This window comes from Shewanella sp. SM55 (genome assembly GCF_025654025.1).
Classification (GTDB): domain Bacteria; phylum Pseudomonadota; class Gammaproteobacteria; order Enterobacterales; family Shewanellaceae; genus Shewanella; species Shewanella oncorhynchi.
This window is the reverse complement of record NZ_JAKKRS010000019.1, coordinates 1-24911: the sequence shown is the minus strand read 5'-3', so window position 1 is coordinate 24911 and position 24911 is coordinate 1. Positions and strand designations below refer to the sequence as shown.

Here is a 24911-nt window from a genome sequence, read left to right as displayed (position 1 = left end):
AGCATGTTAAAAAAAGCCCTGAATCTTCAGGGCTTTTTTATGGCTATAGCATGGTGGCGTTATCTTGTTTTACGGCTTGCTTGCTGGTCACGGCGGTAAATTCCGAATATATTCACTGCATAAGTCGGTGGATCATGTTAATTCTCGCTAGCATAAAAAGGCGGCGGAGAGTTCATATAGGATAGTAGCGTGCAGAAAAAATACGTGGTGGCCTTAGATCAAGGCACGACCAGCTCAAGGGCGATAGTGTTCGATCACGACGCAAACATTGTCAGCGTGTCCCAGCGGGAATTTACCCAGTTGTACCCTAATCCGGGGTGGGTCGAGCACGATCCCATGGAGATCTGGGCAAGCCAAAGTTCAGTATTGGTTGAAGTGCTGGCTAGGGCGGGGATCCATAGCGATGAAGTGGCGGCGATAGGTATTACCAATCAGCGGGAGACCACAGTTATTTGGGAGAAGGCCACAGGCAAACCTATCTACAATGCAATTGTGTGGCAGTGTCGCCGTAGCTCTGAAATCTGCGAGCAACTCAAAGCCCAAGGGCTTGAAGAGTATGTGCGTGAAAACACCGGCCTGCTACTCGACCCTTATTTTTCAGGCACTAAAATTAAATGGATCTTAGACAATGTGCCCAACGCTCGCGCGCAAGCCGAGTGTGGGGAGTTGTTATTCGGCACTATCGATACTTGGCTAGTATGGAAGCTGACCGAGGGCAAAGTGCATGTCACCGATCCCACCAATGCTGCCCGTACCTTGCTGTTTAATATCCATAGCCTGACTTGGGATAATAAGTTACTCCAAGCCTTAGGTATTCCCTTGTCTATGCTGCCCGAAGTCAAACCTTCCTGCAGCGTGTATGGTACGACACGGATTGCGGGTGAAGGCAGTGAAATCCAAGTTGCAGGAATGGCGGGCGATCAACAGGCGGCGCTTTTTGGTCAGTTATGTGTCGAACCCGGTATGGCGAAGAATACCTACGGCACTGGCTGTTTCTTGTTGATGAATACGGGGACAAAGGCCGTGCGCTCAAACCATGGCTTGTTGACCACAGTTGCCGTGGGGCCGAAGGGGGAAGTGAATTATGCCCTTGAAGGTTCCGTCTTTATGGGCGGCGCGACCATTCAATGGTTGCGGGATGAGCTCGGGCTCATTCGTGATGCCAGCGATACCGAGTATTTTGCCTCTAAGGTCGCCGATACTAATGGCGTGTATCTGGTGCCCGCCTTTGTGGGACTCGGTGCGCCCTATTGGGATCCCAATGCCCGTGGCGCGCTATTTGGGCTGACGCGCGGGGCGAATCGTAATCATATTATTCGGGCAGCGTTGGAATCTATCGCTTATCAGAGTAAAGATTTACTCGATGCTATGACCAAAGACAGTGGCGTCAGCCTTAAGCGTTTAAAGGTGGATGGCGGCGCGGTCGCTAATGATTTTTTGATGCAATTTCAAGCCGACATTACCGATGTCGAAGTGTTAAGGCCAAGCGTTTGTGAGACAACCGCTTTGGGCGCGGCATTTTTAGCTGGGTTGGCCGTGGGCTTTTGGGAGAGTGTGATAGAGCTTGAGCACAAAGCCTGCATCGATAAGCATTTTATCCCTAATATCGATGCCCAGACTCGAGTACAGCTATACGCAGGTTGGCAGGACGCGGTGGCCAGAACTCGAACTTAAACAATACGTCTTGAGGCGGCATTGGTTTGAGATCAAACTTAATTTGAGGTATCGCATGATTCGAAATCTGGTCTGATTTCAGACATGCTCGATAGTGCTGCTAAAAAGAGGCTAATAAAAAGGCGCTAATCCAATGGGATTGCGCCTTTTCCGTTTTATATCAGTACGGATTTATACCTCTACATCAATGATATGTTGGCTCGGTAGCTTCTTGATTTCTGCGGAATCATCGGTCACTTCAAGTACGACACCTTCTTTTAGTTTTAGCGTTTCGGTTTCATCCGATGCACGGCGTTTCTTATTTTTATTGTTATCTGATTCTTTGCGTCTTTCCCTGACTTTAGTATTGCGGCTTTCTAACGCTGGAGGTAACTGCGACTGCGGTGTTTCATGGCTATCGGGGGCATTTGCGCTTGCGCTGCTGACTTGGTCAACAACCCGTTTAGGGTGAAACACGGCTTTTACTGGCTGTGCCAGCATGGCATAAATGCTATCCAATCCACTCATAACGCCTCCTTGTTATTACACCTCTTAATATGATATCGGCTGAAGTAGGTCAATATTTAGACTATACGCCGTTTAACTTGTTAAGGCGAATAAGGCGAGCCATTAGGTAGCTAGTGCGGGTATAAGGTGAATGTATAGGGAGAAAGTGGTTCTTTTGGTGGATTTTACGTGGGATTTTTGATCTTTCTCGCAATCGCGACATTAATATTCAGCCATTAGTAAAAAGATGAACGTCTTTATTTGGAATAAAAATTTAGATTTTTATGCTGATTTCAACTCTTTTTTGACTGTCGAATAAGGATGGACGTAAGTTTGTTTTGTTGCGTTTTTGAGTTTGACGTTATTTCTCGACCCGTAAAATCCCACAAATACAGAAATAATTCCCCATTTTTTTCATCGCAAGCACCTGAAAGCAAAAGGTTGCTGAATATATCGGCGCTATTTATTCCTGTTGTTTCCTCTGTTTAGTCAATCTCTAATGGTTTTTCTTGTCAAAAGTTTGTCGCGAGGTTAAGTGCTCAACATGCGGCTAACCCGCTTGCCGACTGGATTTATAAAAGGATCCCATCCCTTGACAATGCTTGTCGACTGTCCCTAAACTTAGCAGTTGTGGGAAATAGTGGATATTTGTGGATCAAAAATCAAAGGATAGGATGAATTAGCGTGTTTCGTGGAGCCAGTGCTATCAACTTAGATACAAAGGGACGGATCGCTATTCCAGTGCGATACCGCGAACCTTTGCAGCTTGAGCACCAAGGCCGCATCGTGATTACCGTTGATATCCAATCCGCCTGTTTACTCTTGTATCCCATTCACGAATGGGAATTGATCGAAGCTAAGTTGTTGAAGCTTTCAGATACCGATAAAACCCAGAGATCCTTAAAACGCCTGCTACTCGGCTACGCCCACGAAGTGGAGCTCGACAGTAATGGGCGCATATTATTGCCGCCACCGTTAAGGCAATATGCCAATTTAGATAAGCGCATCATGCTAGTGGGGCAATTGAATAAATTTGAGCTGTGGGATGAGCAATCTTGGCTGCAGCAAATTGATGAATGTCAGGAAACGATTCGAAGTGAGGATCTCGTTAATAATGAGCGCCTCGCGGATTTTTCACTTTAACGAGTCGTGATAACTAAATAAGAAGAGAGTAATGAGTCAAGAATTTGCCCATTTATCCGTACTGCTAGCAGAAACGGTTGGCGGTTTAAACATCAAAGACGATGGCATCTATATCGATGGCACGTTTGGCCGCGGTGGTCATTCAAGACAAGTATTACAACAACTCGGTGAACATGGTCGATTGATCGCCATCGATCGTGATCCTCAAGCGATTGAAGCGGCCAAACAATTTGCTGACGATCCACGCTTTCAAATCGTGCATGGTGGCTTTGGTCAATTAGCCGATTATGTCGAAGAGCTTGGGCTTGTGGGCAAAATTGATGGCGTATTACTCGATTTAGGTGTGTCTTCACCCCAGCTCGACGATGCTGAGCGCGGTTTTAGTTTTTTGCGCGATGGTCCACTCGATATGCGTATGGATAACAGTCAAGGCCAAACGGCTGCGCAATGGTTGGCTCGTGCCGAAATTGAAGATATGGCTTGGGTATTTAAAACCTACGGTGAAGAGAAAAATGCTCGCCATATTGCCCGTTGTATTGCTGCCGACCGTGAGAAAACGCCGTTTTTACGTACCAAAGATTTAGCCGATTTAATTGCGCGTATCACTAAAAATAAAGAACGCAATAAGCACCCTGCGACTCGGGTGTTTCAAGCGATCCGCATTTATATCAATAGTGAATTAGATCAAATTGATCAGGCACTTGAAGGAGCCGTCAATGTGCTTGCTCCCCAAGGACGCTTGTCGGTCATCAGTTTCCATTCTTTAGAAGATCGTATCGTGAAGCGTTTTATTCGTCGTCATAGCCAAGGCGAAAGTGTACCGCACGGTTTTCCGGTGACTGAAGATCAAATTAACAAGTCGCGTAAGTTACGTGCCGTGGGCAAGGCGATTATGCCATCCGACGAAGAAATCGAACGCAATGCCAGAGCTCGCAGCTCAGTGTTACGCATTGCCGAGCGTTTAGATTACTAAGGGGCGCACTGTGAGTAAGCCCTCGATTAATCTGCCACGGATCGTTTTACATGATTTATGGCTGCACAAATGGATCTTGTTATTAGCCTTGCTTGTGCTGAGTAATGCGGTTGCCGTGGTTTATGGCAGCCATGTTAGCCGTCAACTGACAACCCAGTGGGACCAGTTACTGCAGGAGCGAGATAGATTAGATATTGAGTGGCGCAATTTATTATTAGAAGAGCAATCGCAGACTGAGCACAGTCGTATTACGCGTATTGCCTCTAAGGAACTCAACATGAGTCGTCCGTTACCCAGCGAAGAAGTTGTGGTAAAGGTGCCGTGAGTATAGGGAAGATATGACTAGGCAAGCGAAAATCAAACGGGTAAGCAAACCGCAAAAACCTCAATTGATCCACTGGCGTTTATACGTAGTGGTCGGGTTTGTGTGTGCGTTGTTTTGCAGCCTAGTGGGACGCGCAGCTTACATTCAAATTATCGAGCCCGACAAATTACGTCACGAAAGTGACATGCGAACATTGCGGACCACAAGTCGTGAAGTGCAGCGTGGCTTGATCACCGACCGTAATGGCGACATGCTGGCCGTGAGCGTACCTGTACGAGCCGTCTGGGCCGATCCAAAACAAGTCAATGATAGTAATGGTTTTGCCGATATGCGCCGCTGGCAAGCCTTAGCCGATGTGTTGCATGAGCCCCTCGAAGATTTGTTAGAGCGAGTGCGCAGTAACCCCACCAAACGCTTCACCTACTTGAAACGCCAAATTACCCCTGCGGTTGCGGACTATATTACTCAACTTAAATTACCCGGTGTATTTCTAAAGTCTGAATCCCGCCGTTATTATCCTGGCGGTGAAATCACAGCTCAGTTAATCGGCATCACTAACATAGATGATGTTGGGATTGAAGGTGTTGAAAATGCTTACAATAGTTGGTTAACAGGTACGCCTTCCAAACAAAAAGTGCGTAAGTCACGCGATGGTCATGTCGTCGAGCGTCTGGATATAGTGCAGGAAGGTGAGAGCCCTAACGATCTCGTGCTGAGTATCGATCATAGGATCCAACAATTAGCCTATCGCGAACTAAAACGCACCACTGAGATGAACCAAGCGACTTCGGGTTCGATTGTCGTCCTCGACATTCACACGGGTGAAGTCTTGGCAATGGTGAATACGCCTTCGTATAACCCCAATGCGCGCGACAATCTGCAAACCTTCAGAATGCGTAACCGTGCTATGACAGATACCTTTGAGCCGGGTTCGACCATTAAGCCATTTGTGGTTGCCGCAGCGCTTGAAGCTGGCACAGTTAAATCGACCGATATTATTGCCACTTCACCGGGTTGGATGCGTTTAGGTGGTCGCCAAGTACGTGACCCCGCCAACTACGGCGATATGAGTTTGGCGCGTATTTTGGCTAAATCCAGTAACGTCGGCATCAGTAAATTGGCTTTGTCTATTCCGGTGCAGCAACTGCTCGGTACTTATCAATCCATGGGACTTGGCAGTTTTTCGGGAATTAACCTCACGGGTGAAAGCGCTGGCTTGATTCAAGATCGCCACCGTTGGTCAGACTTTGAACGTGCCACCTTGTCGTTTGGTTACGGCTTAACGGCAACAACACTTCAACTTGCGCGCATGTATGCCACCTTAGGCAATGGCGGTACTTTGTTTCCTGTCTCGATAATGAAACTGAAAAAGCCACCTGTCGGTGAGCGAGTTATTTCTGAAAATGTGGCCCACGATGTAATGCAAATGCTGGTCGGTGTAACGGAAAAAGGCGGCACTGGCACCTTAGCGCACATCGACGGTTATCCAGTTGCAGGTAAGTCTGGCACAAGTCGTAAGGCAGTTGCTGGTGGTTATGGTGATGATTATGTTGCTTTATTTGCGGGTGTTGCTCCTGCGAATAATCCTAGATTAGCGATAGTGGTGGTAGTGAATGAGCCTAAGGGCGATCTCTATTATGGTGGTTCAGTGGCGGGGCCTGCATTTGCCAAAGTCATGTCTGGCGCACTGCAAATGTTAAACGTTGAACCCATTACCGATAAAGAACAAGTGCAATTGGCGGGAATCGCCGCTGGGAGAGCAGAATGATGTTATTACGGGATTTGCTAGCGCCTTGGCTACATTATGCTGGCGCGCAGTCCTTCAATGATCTGACCTTAGATAGCCGCGCAATACGTCGCGGCGATGTGTTTTTGGCGCTGCCAGGACATAAGGTCGATGGCAGACAGTTTATTGAAAAAGCCTTAGATTTAGGTGCCGCAGCCGTATTAGTTCACACGGATGAGGCTGACCAACATGGCAAAGTGTTGCTGGGCGATAATGCCGAGCACTGTGTGCAGATTTATTTCTTTCAGTTAAGTCGTCAGGTATCGGCAATTGCCGCCCAGCGTTATCCCTTAGCGCACAAGTCTGCCGTTATGCCATCCCTTGGGGTTATCGGCATTACTGGAACTAACGGTAAAACCTCTACGAGTCAACTCATTGCACAACTGGTAACTTCATTGGGGGGCAAAGCCGCCGTCATGGGCACCCTTGGTAATGGTCTCTGGGGGGCTTTAGTCGATAGCGGTAATACCACTGCCGATGCGATTACCTTAATGCGTCAGTTGCATGAGTTTGAAGCCCAAGGCGCGAACGTCTGCGCCATGGAAGTGTCGAGCCACGGCTTAGTGCAAGGCCGCGTCGACGCAGTACCATTTGATGTTGCCGTGTTCACTAATCTGACGCGCGATCACCTCGATTACCACGGCGATATGGAAAGCTATGCCGCCGCTAAACAAAGCCTATTTCGTTTCAGCACTTTAGGTCACGGTTTATTAAATCTCGACGATGCAGTTGGCGCCTCTTGGTTGATTGAGCTTAAGCCTGTGCCTGCGCAGATTTGGGGTTTTAGCATTGAAGGTCATCAAGGTGCGGCTTTTTATACTAAAAATGCCAAGTTTGACGATCAAGGTGTCAGTGCAACCTTAGTGTGGCCCGAGGGCGAAACTCAAATTCACTCACCACTTCTTGGTGCCTTTAATCTCTCTAATTTACTCGCGGCGTTATCGGCCTTGTATCTGCAAGGTTTTGATATGAAAGCGTTAGCCGAGCAGGTGCAATATTTAACGCCCGTTGCAGGTCGTATGGAGCGTTTCACTACTGCGGATAACATCACCTTAGTAGTCGATTATGCCCATACACCCGATGCGATTGAACAAGCGTTAAACGCGCTACGTCGCCATTGTGCCGGTGATTTATGGTGCGTGTTTGGTTGTGGCGGCGACCGTGATAAGGGTAAGCGTCCTTTGATGGGTCAAGCTGCAGAACAGTATGCCGACCGTATTATGGTGACCAGCGACAATGCGCGCAGTGAAGACCCTGCGCAAATTATTACCGATATTATCCAAGGGCTTGCAACACCTGAACAGGCATTGACTGAGGTTGACCGTATCGCAGCGATTAAAGAGGTTGTGGCATTGGCTAAACCTGGCGATGTTATCTTGCTTGCGGGCAAGGGCCACGAAACTTACCAAGAGGCGGCAGGTGTGCGTCATGATTATGATGAACGCGCCCTGGCACGCCAGTTATCGGAGCAATCAAGATGATCCCTCTTTCTCTCGAGACTCTAAGTCAACACTTAGGCGTGCATCGAGTCGGTGACGACGTCACCATCCAAGATTTAAGCAGTGATAGCCGTAAAATCGGCGCTGCAACCCTGTTTGTTGCCTTAAAGGGTGAGCGCTTTGACGGCCATGATTTTGCAGCTACAGCTATTGCGAACGGCGCCGCGGCGTTAATGGTTGAGCGTGAGTTAGCTTTTGATATTCCGCAGCTCATAGTGGCTGATTGTCAAAAAGCCATGGGTGCGATTGGTGCTTATGTTCGTGACCAGATCAATCCGATTTGTGTTGCTTTGACTGGCTCAAACGGCAAAACCAGCGTGAAGGAAATGATCGCGACCATTCTGTCGGCAAAGCATCAAATCCTCTATACCGCTGGCAATTTTAATAATGAGATTGGTGTGCCGCTCACTTTGCTGCGTTTAACGCCAGCGGATGAGTTTGGGATATTCGAGCTTGGCGCTAACCATAAAGGTGAAATCGATTACACCTCGGGACTCGTGCGTCCAAACGTCGCGCTGGTGAATAACGTCGGCAGCGCCCATTTAGAAGGATTTGGATCGCAAGCGGGTGTCGCACAGGCGAAGTCAGAAATTTTTAATCATCTGCAGGCTGATGGCACTGCCATCATCAATGCCGATGATGCCTTCGCTGATTTTATGAGCGTTAAGGCAAGACCTTATAAGCAACTGAGCTTCTCCCAGCAAGATGGCGCCGCTAAACGTCATATCGACGTGATAGCGACAGGCCATAAGACTAATGCGGATGGTTGCTATCGTTTTATGCTCAATTATTTAGGTGAATCTTGCCAAGTGGTATTGCCGTTGGCGGGTCGTCATCAGGTGAGTAATGCTCTCGCTGCTGCAAGTGTTTGTATTGCTTTGGGATTGAGTTTGACTGAAATATCTGAAGGCTTGAGCCAATTAACGCCAGTGAAAGGACGTATGCAGCCGAGTCAATTGGGGCGCGTGCGTCTAATCGACGATAGCTATAACGCAAATCCTGTCTCCGTTGGCGCTGCTATCGCTTGGTTAAAGGAAATTTCTGAAAATCGCTGTCTGGTACTGGGAGATTTAGGAGAATTAGGCGACAATGCGCCCCTTTTACACGCTGAACTAGGGCAACTGGCCAAGCAACAGGGGATTGATGCCTTGTTTTGTACCGGAACTTTAAGTCAGCACACGAGCCAAGCTTTCGGTGCGGAGCACTATGACAGTGTGGCGACGTTAGTAGAAAAACTTATAAAGCATATAAACCAGTTGCCGGGACAGGTAACGGTTCTCGTTAAAGGTTCACGTAGCGCCGCCATGGAGCGGGTCGTGGATGGCCTAACAGTAGCCTTCGGGCGTGGGGAGTTAGTGTAAATGCTGGTATATCTGGCCGAGTATTTAACCCGTTTTCATACCGGGTTTAACGTGTTTTCCTATGTGACATTTCGAGCCATTTTAGGCTTATTGACTGCATTGGTTTTTAGCTTATGGTTTGGCCCTAAACTGATTGAACGTTTGCAATTACTGCAAATTGGTCAGATTGTGCGTAACGATGGTCCAGAATCACATTTTAGTAAGCGTGGCACGCCGACTATGGGGGGCTTGCTGATATTGGCTGCTATTTTCATCAGCGTGTTGCTGTGGGGCGATCTCGGTAGCCGCTATGTGTGGGTCATGCTGTTTGTGCTCGGCAGTTTCGGTTTGATCGGCTTTATCGACGATTACCGCAAAGTGGTGCGTAAAGACACTAAAGGTTTGATCGCGCGCTGGAAGTACATTCTGCAATCTTTGGCTGCGCTGCTTATTGCTTTTTTTCTGTATGCCACAGCGGCCAATCCAGGCGAAACCCAATTAGTGGTGCCTTTCTTTAAAGACGTGATGCCGCAACTCGGCGCCGTATTTATCGTATTGGCGTACTTCACGATAGTGGGTTCGAGTAATGCGGTGAACTTAACCGATGGTCTCGATGGTTTGGCGATTATGCCGACGGTAATGGTCGCGGCGGCGTTTGCGTTGATCGCTTATTTGTCGGGTCACGCTCAGTTTGCGAACTACTTACATATTCCGCATTTACCCGGTTCTGGTGAGCTTGTGATTGTCTGTACCGCCATTGTCGGTGCGGGTCTGGGCTTTTTGTGGTTCAACACTTACCCTGCGCAAGTCTTCATGGGCGATGTGGGTTCTCTGTCATTAGGTGCTGCACTGGGCACAATTGCAGTGCTCGTTCGCCAAGAGATTTTGTTAGTGATTATGGGCGGCGTGTTCGTGATGGAAACCCTGTCAGTCATTCTGCAGGTGGGTTCGTACAAGTTACGCGGCCAGCGTATTTTCCGCATGGCGCCGATCCACCATCACTATGAGTTAAAAGGTTGGCCTGAACCTCGAGTGATAGTGCGTTTTTGGATTATCTCGATATTCCTCGTCTTACTTGGCTTAGCCACGTTGAAGTTAAGGTAATTGGTTATGCAAAATCAGTATTCACACATAGTGTTAGGTTTGGGGGCCACGGGCTTGTCCGTGGTGCGCTATTTGTGTGGAAAGGGCATTACGCCATTGGTGATGGACAGTCGTCGGCAGCCTCCGGGTGCTGAAACGTTAGCAACGTCTTTTCCTGATGTGAAGCTGATTTCTGGCGGATTCGATTGCCGTTATCTTGTGCAAGCGACGCAGATCATTATCAGTCCCGGCATTGCTACTTATACCCCAGAGGTGCGTGCCGCTGTGGATATGGGCATTGAGGTGATTGGCGATGTGGAGCTATTTGCCCGTGAAATTGCTGACCGTAAACCTTGTGTGATTGGCATTACTGGCTCTAACGGTAAATCGACTGTCACTACGCTGGTGGGGGAGATGGCAAGGGAAGCGGGTATTGCCGTTGCCGTCGGAGGTAATATCGGTGTGCCTGCGCTGGATTTACTGCATGAAAATGCGGACTTATTTGTGCTTGAGTTGTCGAGCTTTCAATTGGAAACCACCCACAGCCTTAAGTGTGTGGTGGCGACCTGTTTGAATATCAGCGAAGACCACATGGACAGATACAGTGACATTGATGCCTACCGCGAGGCTAAATTACGTTTATACAAACAAACCCGTGCCGTACTCTTTAATCGTGACGATAAACTGACCGTACCGCCAGAACCAATGAACCAAAATAGTTTTGGTTTAGCTGCGCCAGAAGCGGACGAATGGGGCATCAGCGACAGCAAGATTTATCACGGCAGCAGCGAAATAATGCCGATCACTGAAGTCTCGCTGATTGGCAGTCATAACCATGCCAACCTACTTGCGGCGATGGCGCTTGTGGATGTCGTCGGTGTCGATAAGCACGTTATGGCAAAAGTGGCGCGTACTTTTACTGGCTTATCCCATCGCTGTGAAGTGGTTGGTATTAAGAATGGCGTGACCTATGTCAATGACTCTAAAGCGACAAATGTCGGTGCCACAGTCGCCGCGCTCGATGGCTTGAGTGACCACTTAGGCGATATTATTTTGATTGCTGGCGGTGACGGTAAAGGGGCTGATTTTAAGCCTTTAGCTGTGGCTTTAGCTAAAGTGACGCACCTCATCACCTTAGGCCGCGATGGTAAAAAGATTGCTGCATTGAAAGACGGCTCGATAAGAGTCGACACTATGGCTGCTGCGGTAGCGAAAGCCGCTGAATTGGCAACCTCTGGTGATATCGTTTTATTATCGCCAGCCTGCGCCAGTTTAGATATGTACAGTAACTTCATGGCTCGAGGTGATGATTTTAGAAACCTCGTGGGACAACTTAATGGCGAGTGATGCAAGACAACTTAGCCTATTTGGGCGTTTGCGTTTAGCAATACCCAATTGGCAACGTGATACCGAAGTTCCGGGCGTGCAATTGTACGACCGTGCTTTGCTCGCGGCTGTGTTGTCTTTGATTAGCTTCGGCTTTGTAATGGTGATGTCAGCCTCTATGCCTGAAGCGCAAACGCTCACGGGGAACCCATTTTATTTTATGACTCGCCATGTGGGTTATTTAGTGGGTTGCTTATTCATTGCGGCATTTGTGCTAAGAGTAGAGATGCAGACTTGGCAGCGCTGGAGCCCCATGTTGTTGTTGATTGTGGGTTTGATGTTGTTGGCTGTATTGGTGGTTGGCACTACGGTAAACGGTGCAACGCGTTGGTTATCCATAGGCCCTATTCGCATCCAGGTGGCGGAAGTCGCTAAATTTGCCTTCGCCATCTATATGGCGGGTTACTTAGTGAGGCGTCATCAGGAAGTGCGCGAGAATGCTAAAGGCTTCTATAAGCCGATTGCAGTATTTGCGATTTACGCTGTGCTGATTTTGATGCAGCCCGACTTAGGTACTGTGGTGGTGCTATTTGTGGGAACGGTTGGTTTATTGTTCTTAGCCGGTGCGCGTTTACTCGATTTCTTTGCCTTGATTTTTGCGGGCGTATTGGCGTTCGTGGCCCTAGTACTATTGGAACCGTATCGTATCCGCCGAGTGACTTCCTTTATGGATCCTTGGCAAGATCCCTTCGGTAGCGGTTACCAGTTGACTCAATCTTTGATGGCCTATGGTCGAGGTGATTGGTTCGGCCAAGGGCTCGGAAATAGTATTCAAAAACTAGAATATTTACCCGAAGCGCACACTGACTTTATCTTTGCCGTGATCGGGGAAGAATTGGGCTTTATCGGCATTATTGCTGTGTTATCTGTACTGCTATTTGTGGCGCTGAGATCGATTCGTTTAGGTAATTTGTGTTTAGCCATGGATAAGCCATTTGAAGGTTATTTAGGTTATGCCATCGGTATTTGGATTTGTTTCCAGACTGTGGTGAATGTCGGCGCGAGTATCGGCATGTTGCCAACCAAAGGGCTGACATTACCTTTTATCAGTTACGGTGGTAGTAGTTTATGGGTCATGACTGCGGCAGCTATGATGTTGTTGCGCATTGATTACGAGCGGCGCATGACATTAGTTCAGGCCGTGCAAGGGAGATTGAAGTGATGACTCCAACAGGAAAACGTATTTTAGTCATGGCGGGTGGTACGGGAGGACATGTGTTCCCGGCACTGGCGGTGGCTAAGTATTTAGCTCAACAGGGTTGGCAAGTGCGTTGGTTAGGCACGGCCGATCGTATGGAGGCGCGTTTAGTGCCCCAGTATGGATTTGATATTGATTTCATCGATATCAAAGGTGTGCGCGGTAATGGTTTGATCCGAAAGCTTGCGGCGCCCTTTAAAGTGGTGCGTTCAATATTGCAGGCTAAGGCCGTGATTGTTGAGTTTAAACCCGATGTGGTCCTTGGCATGGGCGGATTCGCCAGTGGCCCAGGTGGTGTGGCGGCAAGATTAGCCGGTATTCCACTGGTGCTGCATGAGCAAAATGCCATCCCAGGGATGACAAACAAGTTATTGTCGCGGATTGCGACGCAAGTGTTATGCGCCTTTAAAAATACCTTTACCACAGTGAAGGCCAAGGTCGTTGGTAATCCGATTCGCCAAGAACTGATTGCCTTAGGCGCAGAACCTAAGCATGAGGCTGATAAAGCTTTAAAAGTGCTCGTGGTCGGTGGCAGCCTTGGCGCCAAAGTATTTAACGATCTTATGCCAGAAGCTGTCGCGATACTGAGTCAGCAGCAGTCAGTGACGATTTGGCATCAAGTGGGTAAAGATAATCTTACGGGCGTGAAGGCGGCATATCAGCAACAAGGACAAGATGGTGGCGTGAATATCGCTGAGTTTATCGACGATATGGAAGCCGCCTATCGCTGGGCTGATGTGGTATTGTGCCGAGCTGGCGCCTTGACTGTGTCTGAGTTAGCGGCGGTGGGGCTACCGAGTATTCTGGTACCTTATCCCCATGCAGTGGATGATCATCAAACCCGTAACGCTCAAGTATTGGTTGAGGCTGGCGCAGCTTTCCTATTGCCACAGGCCATCTTGGATGTGAATAAACTGGCGAACAAATTACAGTTGCTCGCCAATGACAGAACAGAATTAGCCCGTATGGGCCAAAGAGCGAGAGACGTTGCGGTACTGGATGCGACTGAACAAGTTGCCGCAGTGTGCATCAGCCTTGCTGAGAAAGGATAAGCATGACTAAGACAGAAAGATACGCACAACTGAGAAGCATGATCCCAGAAATGCGCCGTATTAAGCGTATTCACTTCGTCGGCATTGGCGGCGCGGGCATGGGCGGGATCGCCGAAGTGTTAGTGAACGAAGGCTATCAGGTGAGTGGTTCGGATATTGCGCAAAATGCCGTGACCGACAGATTGTGTTTACTCGGAGCCAAGATCCAAATTGGTCATGCCGCTGAAAACGTGCAGCAAGTGGATGTGGTCGTTATATCAACCGCGATTAATCTGGAAAATCCAGAAATCCTTGCCGCTAAAGAATTACGTATTCCTATTGTGCGTCGTGCTGAGATGTTAGCCGAGTTGATGCGTTATCGACATGGTGTGGCGATTGCGGGCACTCATGGTAAAACCACGACAACGAGTCTTATCGCCAGCGTTTATGGTCAAGCTGGGCGGGACCCAACCTTTGTGATTGGTGGCTTGCTTAACAGTGCCGGTACCAATGCCAGATTAGGTACCAGCCGTTATTTGATTGCCGAAGCCGATGAGAGTGATGCGAGCTTTTTGCATTTGCAGCCTATGGTCAGTGTGGTGACTAACATCGAAGCTGATCATATGGATACTTATGGCGGTGATTTTGAAAAACTGAAATCGACTTTTGTGGATTTTCTGCACAACTTGCCGTTCTACGGTGTCGCTGTGGTGTGCATTGATGATGCCGTCGTGCGTGAGATTCTGCCGCGTATTGGCCGTAAACACGTGACCTATGGTTTCAGTGACGATGCGGACGTGCAAGCACTTAATTTTAGCCAGCAAGGTCATCAGTGCCGTTTTACTGTCAGACGTAAAGCTAAAGAAGATCTCGATCTGGTGTTGAATTTACCGGGTCAACATAATGTGCTCAATGCGTTAGCGGCCATTGCGGTGGCGACTGAAGATGAAATCGACGATAACGCTATTACTCAGGCTCTAGTGGAGTTCCAAGGTATAGGGCGTCGTTTCCAGCATTTAGGCAAATTTGCCACGCCGAAGGGCGAAGTCATGTTAGTGGATGATTATGGTCATCATCCCAGCGAAGTTGCGGCGACCATTAAAGCTGCGCGCGCAGGATGGCCTGATAGACGTTTGGTCATGGCGTATCAGCCGCACAGATACACTCGTACCCGTGATTTGTATGAGGATTTTGTGGAAGTGTTATCGCAAGTGGATTGCTTATTGTTACTCGATATTTATAGTGCGGGTGAAGCGCCGATCACAGGTGCGGATGGTCGAGCATTATGCCGCTCAATTCGCTTGCGTGGTCAGCTAGATCCGATCTTTATCGCAAGCCCAGATCTGCTTGCAGAAGTGTTGCCCGATGTATTGCAGGACGGGGATTTATTACTCACCCAAGGTGCGGGTAATATTGGCGCCCTGTCACGACAGTTAGCGTCGTCTGGATTAGGGTTTGCTGTGGTGGAATTACCTGCGCAAGCAAGCTGATCTTTAGCGCTTGATCTGCGAGAAAAAGGAAATTTTGACCAAAGGATTTTGGTCTATATAATGGCCGGTTTTCTGTGGTTTTTAATGGGTGTCGTTAAAGGTGGGATGAAGCGTGTCTTGGAGTGATAAGAGGCGGCACTGGCGGGCAAGAATGTCACGGTTTAATTGGTATCAATGGAGCGGGGCTGGCTTTTTATTCTTCATCGTAGCCAGTTTTGTATTTGGTGGCTATCAGTTACATAAATTTTTGAATGATGCCAGCAACTTGCCGATTGAGGCCGTTGCCATTAAAGGTGAGCGGGTTTACACCACAGATAAAGATATACAAGTAGCACTACAGCATTTAATGCAGCGCAGTTTTTTTAGTGCTGACATTACCTTAGTGCAGCAGGCGTTAGAAGCTTTACCTTGGGTGTATCGCGCATCGGTAAGGCGCGAGTGGCCAGCGAAACTCAGGGTGTATTTGCAAGAGCAACAACCCGCAGCCCATTGGAATGGTGACTTGTGGTTGAACGTGCATGGAGAAGTATTCGAAGCGCCATCGCACCCAGAGCTTGAACATTTACCGCAGTTATCTGGACCAAATGATATGGGCCTTGAGGTGTTGACTGTCTATGCACAGATCAACTCCCTACTAAAGATTAATGGCTTTACCTTAGCCAGTTTGAATTTAACGCCACGACATGCGTGGCACGCGACCCTTGGAAACGGTATCGTTTTAGATTTGGGTCGAGAAGATAAAATTGCACGGATACAACGATTTATTACTGTTTATCCGGTTTTGGCGAAACAAGAGAAATCCGTTGCCAGAGTAGATTTGCGCTACGACACAGGGTTGGCCGTAGGCTGGGGCGATGCACAAACAAGAGAGCCGATAATTAATGATCAAAAACCAAGATAGAAACCTTATCGTCGGATTGGACATAGGAACCTCTAAGGTCGCAGTGATCATAGGCGAAGTTCTGCCCGATGGCGAAATTAGCATAGTCGGCCTTGGTAACCATCCCTCAAGGGGCATGGATAAAGGTGGCGTGAACGATTTAGATTCGATAGTTCGCAGTGTGCAACGTGCGCTCGATCAAGCGGAATTAATGGCGGATTGCCAAGTTTCATCGGTTTACTTGAGTATTTCGGGTAAACACATCGCCTGCCAAAATGAAAACGGCATGGTATCGATCAATGATGAAGAAGTGACACAGGAAGATGTTGATAACGTGATCCATACGGCTCGCTCGGTGAAGATCCCGACCGAACGTCGCATTTTACACGTGCTGCCGCAGGAATATGCAATCGACGTTCAAGACGGTATTCGCAGCCCAATCGGTATGTCCGGTATGCGTATGGAGGCCAAGGTACACATAGTGACCTGCGCCAATGATATGGCGAAGAATATTACTAAGAGCGTTGAGCGTTGTGGCCTTAAGGTCGACGACTTAGTGTTCTCTGGGATTGCTTCAGCCGATGCTGTGTTGACCTTCGATGAGAAAGATTTAGGTGTGTGTATCGTCGATATCGGCGGTGGCACTACGGATATCGCGGTATATACCAATGGCGCCTTGCGTCATTGTGCGGTTGTACCGGTTGCTGGTAACCAAGTGACGAACGACATTGCGAAGATTTTCCGCACGCCATCGTCACATGCTGAACAAATTAAAGTGCAGTTCGCCTGTGCTCGCAGTTCTATGGTGAGCCGCGAAGACAGTATTGAAGTGCCATCGGTAGGTGGTCGTCCATCGCGGAGCATGTCACGTCACACGCTCGCCGAAGTGGTTGAACCAAGATACCAAGAGCTGTTTGAGCTTGTGCTTAAAGAGTTGAAAGACAGTGGGTTAGAAGATCAAATCGCCGCAGGTATTGTGCTCACAGGTGGCACAGCGTCGATTCAAGGTGTGGTCGATATTGCGGAAGCGACTTTTGGCATGCCAGTTCGCGTAGCGTCACCGCTACCGATCAAAGGTTTATATGAATACGTGGACCAGTCTATTTACTCCACTGGAGTCGGACTGCTTCATTACGGCGCACGACGGGTGATCGAACGTCAGTTCGAACGTCCTGAGCGCCAAGGGGTAACTAGCGCTTGGAATCGGGTCCAAAGCTGGTTTAAGGGCGAATTTTAATTTTCATAACGCAGGCAACACGGAGATCAGACAATGTTTGAGATCATGGATACTCACTCAGACGACGCGGTGATTAAAGTCATCGGCGTTGGCGGCGGCGGCGGTAACGCTGTCGAACATATGGTCAAACACAACATTGAAGGTGTTGAGTTTATCGTTACCAATACAGACGCTCAGGCCCTGAGAAAATCAGGCGCTGGCTCAACAATTCAATTAGGACGCGATGTCACTAAAGGTCTTGGAGCAGGGGCAAACCCAGATGTGGGTCGTGCTGCAGCTGAAGAAGACCGCGAAAACATTCGCGCGGCAATCAAAGGTTCTGACATGATCTTTATCGCTGCCGGTATGGGCGGTGGTACAGGTACAGGTGCTGCACCTGTTGTGGCTCAAATCGCACGTGAAGAAGGTATTCTGACCGTTGCGGTTGTGACTAAGCCTTTCCCATTCGAAGGGAAAAAACGTATGGCTTACGCTGAGCAAGGTATTGCTGAGCTGGCTAAGCACGTGGATTCGTTAATCACGATCCCGAACGAAAAATTATTAAAAGTATTGGGCCGTGGTACTTCTTTACTCGATGCGTTCGCCGCAGCGAATAACGTGTTACTTGGTGCGGTACAAGGTATTGCCGAGCTTATCACTCGTCCTGGTCTGATTAACGTCGACTTTGCCGACGTGAAGACTGTGATGTCTGAAATGGGTAATGCCATGATGGGTACTGGCGTCGCTCGCGGTGAAGACCGCGCTGAAGAAGCGGCCGAAGCTGCTGTTGCCAGCCCATTATTAGAAGACATCGACTTAGCCGGTGCGCGTGGTGTGTTAGTGAACATCACTGCGGGTATGGATATGAGTATCGAAGAATTCGAAACTGTCGGTAATCATGTTAAGGCTTATGCCTCTGACAACGCGACTGTGGTTGTTGGTGCTGTCATCGACCCTGAAATGAGTGATGAGTTGCGTGTAACGGTTGTTGCGACTGGTATTGGTGCTGAAAAGCGTCCAGATATCCAATTGGTTTCTAAACCTGCACCTCGTCCAGAGCCTGTAGTGGTTGAACCAAAAGTCGAAGCCTATGTCGAAGAAGCTGCACATGTGAACTATGCAGCGCCAAAAGGCAACGTGTTGCCAGCGGCTCCGCAGCCAGCTCCTACGCCTGCACCATCGACAAAGCATGAATTGGATTATCTTGATATTCCAGCATTTTTGCGTAAGCAAGCCGACTAGCGAGAGCGTTTGAGTCCAGCGTAATATGTGAGGTGTTGTTCGTTTTGGGCAATACCACAACATAGCTGCATTTGTGTGACATAATAAAGTTATGTTATTATGTTGGACCAGTGCGGCTCGATTTGCCGACGCTGAGTGTACAAATATTAGGCTTTATAATTGGCATATAAACGGGTAACTGAATGATATTTCAACGAACTGTTCAGAAAATGGTGAAAACAACTGGTGTCGGATTGCATTCTGGCAACAAGGTCACTTTGAGCATTATGCCCGCGCCCGTTAATTCAGGGATCGTACTCGTGCGCACCGATTTGAGTCCTGCCGTCGCCATCCCAGCGAAGGCGGAGCAAGTTCGTGAAACCACTATGTGTACGGCACTTGTCAATGACGAAGGTATTCGTATCTCGACCATTGAGCATTTATTTGCAGCACTTGCGGGTTTAGGCATAGATAACGCTGTAATCGAAGTGGACGCGCCTGAAATTCCTATTATGGATGGCAGTGCAAGCCCATTCGTCTTCTTGTTGCAGTCTGCGGGTATTAAAGAGCAGGCCGCGCCTAAGAAGTACTTAAAGATTAAGCGCCCTGTGCGCGTTGAAGATGGCGATAAATGGGCCGAGTTAAAACCGTTTAAAGGTTTTAGAGTCAATTTTAAAATTGATTTTGCGCATCCAGAAATCGCTCGTAGCCAACAGCATGTGGTGATGGACTTTTCAACTTCTGCTTTCGTGAAAGATATCAGCCGCGCACGTACTTTTGGGTTTATGCGTGATATCGAATATTTGCGAGCCAACAACCTAGCGTTGGGCGGCAGCATGGAAAACGCTGTTGTACTTGATGAATATCGCGTCCTTAATCCCGACGGCCTGCGTTATGAGGACGAATTTGTTAAGCACAAAATTCTAGATGCGTTTGGTGATTTATATGTGGCTGGGCACGCTATTTTAGGTGAGTTCACTGCGTATAAAACCGGTCATGCGTTGAACAACCAATTGGTGCGTGCTTTACTCGCGCAACAAGATGCGTGGGAGTTGGTCAGCTTCGAAAAAGAAGCCGATGTCCCAGTCAGCTTTACCGTACCAGGTGGCGCTGTATTTGCTTAAAAAGCGATAAGATTATTTATTACGGCTGGCCAATGAGGCCAGCCGTTTTAGTTTTTCACCCAGTGAACCGCCAATATTTTCCGCTAATGCTGCAATGTGCTCTGCTGCTGCTGGGCTTAATTCTTTATGTCCCTGTTTAGGCTTTGCGTCATACATTGCTAATCTCGGGTTGACTTTAACTTCAATTGCGGTAAGGATTGGGAGCGTTTCTGCTTGAAGCTGGGTTAATAGCTTCGGCTTTTGGAAATTAATTCGCGCAGCCCAAGCTGCCGAAGTGGTTTCAACCACAAGAACACCCTGGCGGAAATTAGCGACTTTTAGTTGCTCCGCAACAGGACCTGCAATAATCTGCTTCACATGCTGATCCAGATACATAAGTAGTTCCGCTTTCTCAGCAAGGTCGGGTAATTTTCCCGATTGATGCAGTAATTGGCTGAGATCTTGAGGGGGCTTTTTCATATGATAATAAGATGGCTGAATTAGGCTATGAGTGTAACAGTATTTATTCAAGGTCGGAATGGCGTCACACGCTGGCAGCCCAGTAAACGCTGGTTGCTACTTCCAATACTATTGTTGGCCACTGGGTCCGGTATTTATCAACACAACTCCGCTCGATTTCAAGATCAGCAGGCCAGTGTCGATAACGATCGTCTCGTGCGCGAACAACAAAAGAAACAAGTCTTAGAGCTTAAAAGTGCTACTGAGTCTCAACTGGCTATGCTTGTGACTCATGTTGCACGTATGCAAGCCAAGATCACCCGTCTCGAAGCTTTAGGTCAACAGGTCGCCCAGCAGAATAAGTTGGATGAAGATTTTGATTTTTCATCCGAGGTTGGTGTGGGTGGTTTGAGCGAACTAGGCACTAACATCGAGCTCGGACAGCTTATCGACGATATGGATAAGTTGGCATCACGAATTGACAATAATAATGTTCAGCTTTCACTACTTGAAACAGTGTCATCTAACCACCATATAGATGATGAACGTTATATATCAGGTATCCCGCTCGATAAAGGTTGGTTATCGTCGCCCTACGGATTACGTAATGACCCTTTCAACGGTCGCAGGTCTGTGCATAAGGGGATTGATTTTACCGGTCGAGAAGGAGCTAAAGTTGTTGCGACTGCTGCAGGCGTGGTGACTTTTGCTGGAAATATGTTCGGTTATGGCGAATTGGTTGAAATCGACCATGGTAACGGTTTGCATACGCGTTATGGCCATAATAAAGCTTTGTCAGTGACTGTAGGTGATGTGGTCGCAAAAGGCGATGCTATCGCCAGTATGGGAAGCACTGGGCGCTCAACTGGGGCTCATGTGCATTATGAAGTGTTGCGCGGCGGACAGCAGATAGATCCACAAAAATTTGTCTACCGCAAAGCAAGTTAATTGAAACATTGGCTTCTAGTTTCCATCATGGACTTGGCCTACAGAGAATAAGTGATTCAGATGTTTGGTAAATTACTGACAAAAGTATTTGGTAGTCGCAACGACCGCACCCTTAAAGGGCTTCAAAAGATCGTTATTAGCATTAACGCATTAGAAGCTGATTATGAAAAATTAACCGATGAAGCATTAAAGGCGAAAACCGCAGAGTTCCGTGAGCGTTTAGCTGCTGGAGCTTCATTAGATAGCATCATGGCTGAAGCCTTTGCGACAGTGCGTGAAGCGTCTAAGCGTGTATTTGATATGCGTCATTTCGACGTACAGTTACTCGGCGGTATGGTACTCGACAGCAACCGTATTGCTGAAATGCGTACGGGTGAAGGTAAAACCTTAACGGCAACCTTACCCGCTTACTTAAACGCATTGACAGGCAAAGGCGTTCACGTGATTACAGTGAACGATTACTTGGCACGTCGTGATGCCGAGAATAACCGCCCACTGTTTGAGTTCCTTGGTTTAACCGTAGGAATCAACGTCGCTGGTATTGGCCAACATGAGAAGAAATCGGCCTATAACGCCGATATCACTTACGGGACCAACAACGAGTTTGGTTTCGATTATCTGCGCGATAACATGGCGTTTTCACCGCAAGAACGGGTCCAACGTCCGTTGCACTACGCCCTAATCGATGAAGTGGATTCAATCTTAATCGACGAGGCGCGTACGCCGCTGATCATCTCTGGCGCCGCCGAAGATAGCTCTGAGCTATACATCAAGATCAACACCTTGATCCCTAATCTTACCCGTCAAGATAAAGAAGATACGGAAGAGTTTGTGGGTGAGGGCGACTACAGCATTGATGAAAAAGCCAAACAAGTGCATTTCACCGAGCGTGGCCAAGAAAAAGTAGAAAACCTGCTGATCGAGCGCGGCATGTTAGCCGAAGGCGACTCACTCTATTCTGCTGCAAATATTTCCCTATTACACCACGTCAACGCGGCGCTTCGTGCGCACACGCTGTTTGAGCGTGATGTGGATTACATAGTACAAGACAACGAAGTCATCATAGTCGATGAACACACGGGTCGTACTATGCCGGGTCGTCGTTGGTCAGAAGGCTTACATCAAGCTGTCGAAGCCAAAGAAGGCGTACACATTCAAAACGAAAACCAAACATTGGCTTCGATCACTTTCCAGAACTACTTCCGTCAATACGAGAAGCTGGCAGGTATGACAGGTACAGCCGATACTGAAGCGGGATATGACGGATTTAGTTTATTTGACCGCCGATGAAAAATATCAAGCGATCATTAAAGACATTAAAGATTGCCGTGAACGTGGTCAGCCAGTATTGGTGGGTACAGTATCAATCGAACAGTCTGAACTGTTAGCGCGCTTAATGGTGCAGGAAAAGATCCCGCACGAAGTTTTAAATGCTAAATTCCACGAACGAGAAGCTGAAATCGTCGCGCAAGCTGGCCGTACTGGCTCTGTGACTATTGCGACGAACATGGCAGGTCGTGGTACCGATATCGTGCTTGGCGGCAACTGGAACATGGAAATCGATGAACTCGATAATCCAACAGCAGAGCAAAAAGCTAAGATCAAAGCCGATTGGCAAATTCGTCATGATGAAGTCGTTGCTGCGGGTGGTTTACATATCCTAGGCACAGAACGTCACGAATCACGCCGTATCGATAACCAGTTACGTGGTCGTGCGGGTCGTCAAGGTGACGCGGGTTCATCACGCTTCTACCTGTCGATGGAAGATAGCTTAATGCGTATCTTCGCCTCGGATCGTGTCTCTGGCATGATGAAAAAGCTGGGTATGGAAGAAGGCGAAGCGATCGAGCATCCATGGGTGTCTCGCGCAATTGAAAACGCTCAACGTAAAGTTGAAGCCCGTAACTTCGATATCCGTAAGCAATTACTCGAATTTGATGACGTCGCTAACGATCAACGCCAAGTGGTTTACGCCCAGCGCAATGAGTTGATGGATGCCGAAAGTATTGAAGATACTATCCAAAACATCCAAGACGATGTAATTGGCGCGGTAATCGATCAATATATTCCGCCGCAATCGGTAGAAGAGTTGTGGGATATCCCGGGTTTAGAGCAACGTCTACACCAAGAATTTATGCTCAAATTACCTATCCAAGAATGGTTAGATAAAGAAGACGATCTGCATGAAGAGAGTCTACGTGAGCGTATTATCACTGCTTGGGGCGATGCGTATAAGGCAAAAGAAGAAATGGTTGGCGCACAAGTGCTACGCCAGTTCGAGAAAGCCGTTATGCTGCAAACGCTCGATGGTCTGTGGAAAGAACACTTAGCGGCGATGGACCATCTGCGTCAAGGTATCCACTTACGTGGTTACGCGCAGAAGAATCCAAAGCAAGAATATAAGCGTGAGTCGTTTGAGTTATTCCAACAACTGCTGAACACCTTGAAACACGACGTCATCAGTGTGCTGTCGAAAGTACAAGTGCAAGCTCAGTCAGATGTGGAAGAAATGGAAGCGCGTCGTCGTGAAGAAGATGCCAAGATCCAGCGCGACTATCAACACGCAGCGGCAGAGTCGCTTGTTGGCGGTGATGATGAGCATGAAGCTGTCACTGCGCAAGCACCTATGATCCGTGATGGTGACAAAGTGGGTCGCAACGATCCTTGTCCTTGTGGCTCTGGTCGTAAGTACAAACAATGTCACGGCAAGTTAAGTTAATCTGCTGACAGATTAAGCCTACTGAATAAGTAGAATAAAACGTACACTAAAGGCAACTTATTTAAGTTGCCTTTTTATTTCCTCTTTAATAAGCCTAGCGCTTACTCTCGTGTCATCCGGATTACATTCTTACTCTTCTTTATATAGCTAATCGTCGTTATTCCCCATTGAACATCATTTCACTCTTATCTATAGCCACTAAAGTTAACCCGCCGCTGTAGCAAATTTAACCGTTAAAACCCATTTTGTGGATAAGTCTGAGGATAAAGTGGGGGTATTGTGTGACTAACTGAAAGTGTTAAAAAAAGATCCATTTTTCTCAAAAAAGCCCTTGCGGACTTTCTCAATCTCCCTATAATGCGCATCCACTGACACGGCAGACAGCGTAACGCAAGTTAAGCAAAGAAAGCCAAGCAGTTCATCGGTTAGCGAGCTAAACGATGAGTGTTGAGAAAGTTGAAAAAACTACTTGACGCACTAACGGGAATGCGTAGAATACGCAGCCCTGACCCGCTGAAAACTCAGTGTGTGGTCAACGCTCTTTAACAATTTATCAAGCAAATCTGTGTGGACACTCACAGGTGTTGAGTTAATCGAAACTGCTTAACCTTTGGGTTGGCAGTCAAAAATTTAAATCAATGTAACAATGAGTGTTCATAGCAATATGTACAGTTTGTTTCTGCTTTTAAGTGGGAACAAAAAATCAGAATTCATTGAGCCGCTGAAGTCGTAAGACGGAAGCAACAAAACTTTAATTGAAGAGTTTGATCATGGCTCAGATTGAACGCTGGCGGCAGGCCTAACACATGCAAGTCGAGCGGCAGCACAAGGGAGTTTACTCCTGAGGTGGCGAGCGGCGGACGGGTGAGTAATGCCTAGGGATCTGCCCAGTCGAGGGGGATAACAGTTGGAAACGACTGCTAATACCGCATACGCCCTACGGGGGAAAGG

Annotated in this window: 19 protein-coding genes, 1 rRNA gene and 1 pseudogene; 19 read left to right on the top strand and 2 right to left on the bottom strand. The window is 48.0% G+C overall.

Annotated elements, in window-relative coordinates; genetic code table 11:
• Window positions 1-189 precede the first annotated feature (189 nt).
• A complete protein-coding gene (gene glpK, locus L5L91_RS19865; protein WP_263237482.1) occupies window positions 190-1674 on the top strand; it encodes a glycerol kinase GlpK in 1485 nt (494 codons plus the stop codon).
• A 171-nt stretch (window positions 1675-1845) separates the two neighbouring features.
• Here the strand turns inward: glpK and L5L91_RS19860 are convergent, their stop codons facing one another.
• Entirely contained in the window at window positions 1846-2181 is a 336-nt protein-coding gene (locus tag L5L91_RS19860; protein ID WP_105251187.1) for a hypothetical protein, read from the bottom strand.
• A gap of 663 nt (window positions 2182-2844) precedes the next feature.
• Here L5L91_RS19860 and mraZ point away from each other — a divergent pair.
• From mraZ to lpxC, 15 genes are all read left to right on the top strand, one after another.
• The gene (gene mraZ / locus L5L91_RS19855; protein ID WP_105251188.1) at window positions 2845-3303 is read left to right on the top strand and encodes a division/cell wall cluster transcriptional repressor MraZ; all 459 of its coding nucleotides are present in this window, start codon (window positions 2845-2847) and stop codon (window positions 3301-3303) included.
• 31 nt (window positions 3304-3334) lie between these two features.
• Window positions 3335-4276 (top strand): 16S rRNA (cytosine(1402)-N(4))-methyltransferase RsmH, encoded by a 942-nt coding sequence (gene rsmH, locus L5L91_RS19850; protein WP_105251189.1) that lies wholly within the window; start codon window positions 3335-3337, stop codon window positions 4274-4276.
• 10 nt (window positions 4277-4286) lie between these two features.
• Window positions 4287-4601, top strand: a complete 315-nt coding sequence (ftsL, locus tag L5L91_RS19845) for a cell division protein FtsL (protein ID WP_105251190.1) — start codon at window positions 4287-4289, stop codon at window positions 4599-4601.
• A 13-nt stretch (window positions 4602-4614) separates the two neighbouring features.
• The gene (locus tag L5L91_RS19840; RefSeq protein ID WP_105251191.1) at window positions 4615-6369 is read left to right on the top strand and encodes a penicillin-binding transpeptidase domain-containing protein; all 1755 of its coding nucleotides are present in this window, start codon (window positions 4615-4617) and stop codon (window positions 6367-6369) included.
• On the top strand, window positions 6366-7868 hold the full coding sequence (murE, locus tag L5L91_RS19835; RefSeq protein ID WP_263237480.1) for a UDP-N-acetylmuramoyl-L-alanyl-D-glutamate--2,6-diaminopimelate ligase: 1503 nt from the start codon (window positions 6366-6368) through the stop codon (window positions 7866-7868). The genes L5L91_RS19840 and murE overlap by 4 nt, the downstream gene beginning before the upstream one ends.
• Entirely contained in the window at window positions 7865-9247 is a 1383-nt protein-coding gene (locus L5L91_RS19830; protein ID WP_263197896.1) for a UDP-N-acetylmuramoyl-tripeptide--D-alanyl-D-alanine ligase, read from the top strand. The genes murE and L5L91_RS19830 overlap by 4 nt, the downstream gene beginning before the upstream one ends.
• The gene (gene mraY / locus L5L91_RS19825) at window positions 9248-10330 is read left to right on the top strand and encodes a phospho-N-acetylmuramoyl-pentapeptide-transferase (RefSeq protein WP_263237479.1); all 1083 of its coding nucleotides are present in this window, start codon (window positions 9248-9250) and stop codon (window positions 10328-10330) included. It abuts the gene before it with no gap.
• 6 nt (window positions 10331-10336) lie between these two features.
• On the top strand, window positions 10337-11656 hold the full coding sequence (gene murD, locus L5L91_RS19820; protein WP_212601188.1) for a UDP-N-acetylmuramoyl-L-alanine--D-glutamate ligase: 1320 nt from the start codon (window positions 10337-10339) through the stop codon (window positions 11654-11656).
• A complete protein-coding gene (gene ftsW, locus L5L91_RS19815) occupies window positions 11646-12857 on the top strand; it encodes a cell division protein FtsW (protein WP_113941076.1) in 1212 nt (403 codons plus the stop codon). Before murD ends, ftsW begins: the two co-directional genes overlap by 11 nt.
• Complete coding sequence (gene murG, locus L5L91_RS19810; RefSeq protein WP_263164981.1) at window positions 12857-13945, top strand: undecaprenyldiphospho-muramoylpentapeptide beta-N-acetylglucosaminyltransferase; 1089 nt, start codon at window positions 12857-12859, stop codon at window positions 13943-13945. Before ftsW ends, murG begins: the two co-directional genes overlap by 1 nt.
• A 2-nt stretch (window positions 13946-13947) precedes the next feature.
• Window positions 13948-15414, top strand: coding sequence for a UDP-N-acetylmuramate--L-alanine ligase (gene murC / locus L5L91_RS19805; RefSeq protein ID WP_105251197.1), 1467 nt, complete (start codon window positions 13948-13950; stop codon window positions 15412-15414).
• A gap of 151 nt (window positions 15415-15565) precedes the next feature.
• Window positions 15566-16315 (top strand): cell division protein FtsQ/DivIB, encoded by a 750-nt coding sequence (locus tag L5L91_RS19800; RefSeq protein ID WP_168826587.1) that lies wholly within the window; start codon window positions 15566-15568, stop codon window positions 16313-16315.
• Window positions 16296-17531 carry a cell division protein FtsA gene (ftsA, locus tag L5L91_RS19795; protein ID WP_006079897.1) on the top strand — a complete coding sequence of 412 codons (1236 nt, stop codon included), beginning with the start codon at window positions 16296-16298 and terminating at the stop codon, window positions 17529-17531. Before L5L91_RS19800 ends, ftsA begins: the two co-directional genes overlap by 20 nt.
• 33 nt (window positions 17532-17564) lie before the next feature.
• Complete coding sequence (gene ftsZ, locus L5L91_RS19790) at window positions 17565-18752, top strand: cell division protein FtsZ (RefSeq protein ID WP_106648312.1); 1188 nt, start codon at window positions 17565-17567, stop codon at window positions 18750-18752.
• A gap of 182 nt (window positions 18753-18934) precedes the next feature.
• On the top strand, window positions 18935-19855 hold the full coding sequence (lpxC, locus tag L5L91_RS19785) for a UDP-3-O-acyl-N-acetylglucosamine deacetylase (RefSeq protein WP_011845621.1): 921 nt from the start codon (window positions 18935-18937) through the stop codon (window positions 19853-19855).
• 12 nt (window positions 19856-19867) lie between these two features.
• On the opposite strand, the gene L5L91_RS19780 is transcribed toward lpxC, so the two are convergent.
• Entirely contained in the window at window positions 19868-20314 is a 447-nt protein-coding gene (locus L5L91_RS19780; RefSeq protein WP_106648311.1) for a DUF721 domain-containing protein, read from the bottom strand.
• Window positions 20315-20341: 27 nt separating this feature from the next.
• Here L5L91_RS19780 and L5L91_RS19775 point away from each other — a divergent pair, with 27 nt between their 5' ends.
• The 3 genes and pseudogenes from L5L91_RS19775 to L5L91_RS19765 form a co-directional block, all read left to right on the top strand.
• The gene (locus tag L5L91_RS19775) at window positions 20342-21241 is read left to right on the top strand and encodes a M23 family metallopeptidase (protein ID WP_105251201.1); all 900 of its coding nucleotides are present in this window, start codon (window positions 20342-20344) and stop codon (window positions 21239-21241) included.
• 60 nt (window positions 21242-21301) lie between these two features.
• Window positions 21302-23960, top strand: a pseudogene (gene secA, locus L5L91_RS19770) (preprotein translocase subunit SecA).
• Window positions 23961-24712: 752 nt separating this feature from the next.
• Window positions 24713-24911, top strand: a 16S ribosomal RNA gene (locus tag L5L91_RS19765); the annotation flags it as partial.

Bases quoted from the DNA above. Each gene is read 5' to 3' on its own strand.
- ftsA (WP_006079897.1), top strand. From the start codon at position 16,296: ATGATCAAAAACCAAGATAGAAACCTTATCGTCGGATTGGACATAGGA.
- murD (WP_212601188.1), top strand. From the start codon at position 10,337: ATGCAAAATCAGTATTCACACATAGTGTTAGGTTTGGGGGCCACGGGC.
- L5L91_RS19800 (WP_168826587.1), top strand. From the start codon at position 15,566: ATGTCACGGTTTAATTGGTATCAATGGAGCGGGGCTGGCTTTTTATTC.
- L5L91_RS19860 (WP_105251187.1), bottom strand. From the start codon at position 2,181: ATGAGTGGATTGGATAGCATTTATGCCATGCTGGCACAGCCAGTAAAA.
- ftsW (WP_113941076.1), top strand. From the start codon at position 11,646: ATGGCGAGTGATGCAAGACAACTTAGCCTATTTGGGCGTTTGCGTTTA.
- L5L91_RS19830 (WP_263197896.1), top strand. From the start codon at position 7,865: ATGATCCCTCTTTCTCTCGAGACTCTAAGTCAACACTTAGGCGTGCAT.
- lpxC (WP_011845621.1), top strand. From the start codon at position 18,935: ATGATATTTCAACGAACTGTTCAGAAAATGGTGAAAACAACTGGTGTC.
- L5L91_RS19840 (WP_105251191.1), top strand. From the start codon at position 4,615: ATGACTAGGCAAGCGAAAATCAAACGGGTAAGCAAACCGCAAAAACCT.
- murG (WP_263164981.1), top strand. From the start codon at position 12,857: ATGACTCCAACAGGAAAACGTATTTTAGTCATGGCGGGTGGTACGGGA.
- L5L91_RS19780 (WP_106648311.1), bottom strand. From the start codon at position 20,314: ATGAAAAAGCCCCCTCAAGATCTCAGCCAATTACTGCATCAATCGGGA.
- murC (WP_105251197.1), top strand. From the start codon at position 13,948: ATGACTAAGACAGAAAGATACGCACAACTGAGAAGCATGATCCCAGAA.
- ftsZ (WP_106648312.1), top strand. From the start codon at position 17,565: ATGTTTGAGATCATGGATACTCACTCAGACGACGCGGTGATTAAAGTC.
- rsmH (WP_105251189.1), top strand. From the start codon at position 3,335: ATGAGTCAAGAATTTGCCCATTTATCCGTACTGCTAGCAGAAACGGTT.
- mraY (WP_263237479.1), top strand. From the start codon at position 9,248: ATGCTGGTATATCTGGCCGAGTATTTAACCCGTTTTCATACCGGGTTT.
- murE (WP_263237480.1), top strand. From the start codon at position 6,366: ATGATGTTATTACGGGATTTGCTAGCGCCTTGGCTACATTATGCTGGC.
- L5L91_RS19775 (WP_105251201.1), top strand. From the start codon at position 20,342: ATGAGTGTAACAGTATTTATTCAAGGTCGGAATGGCGTCACACGCTGG.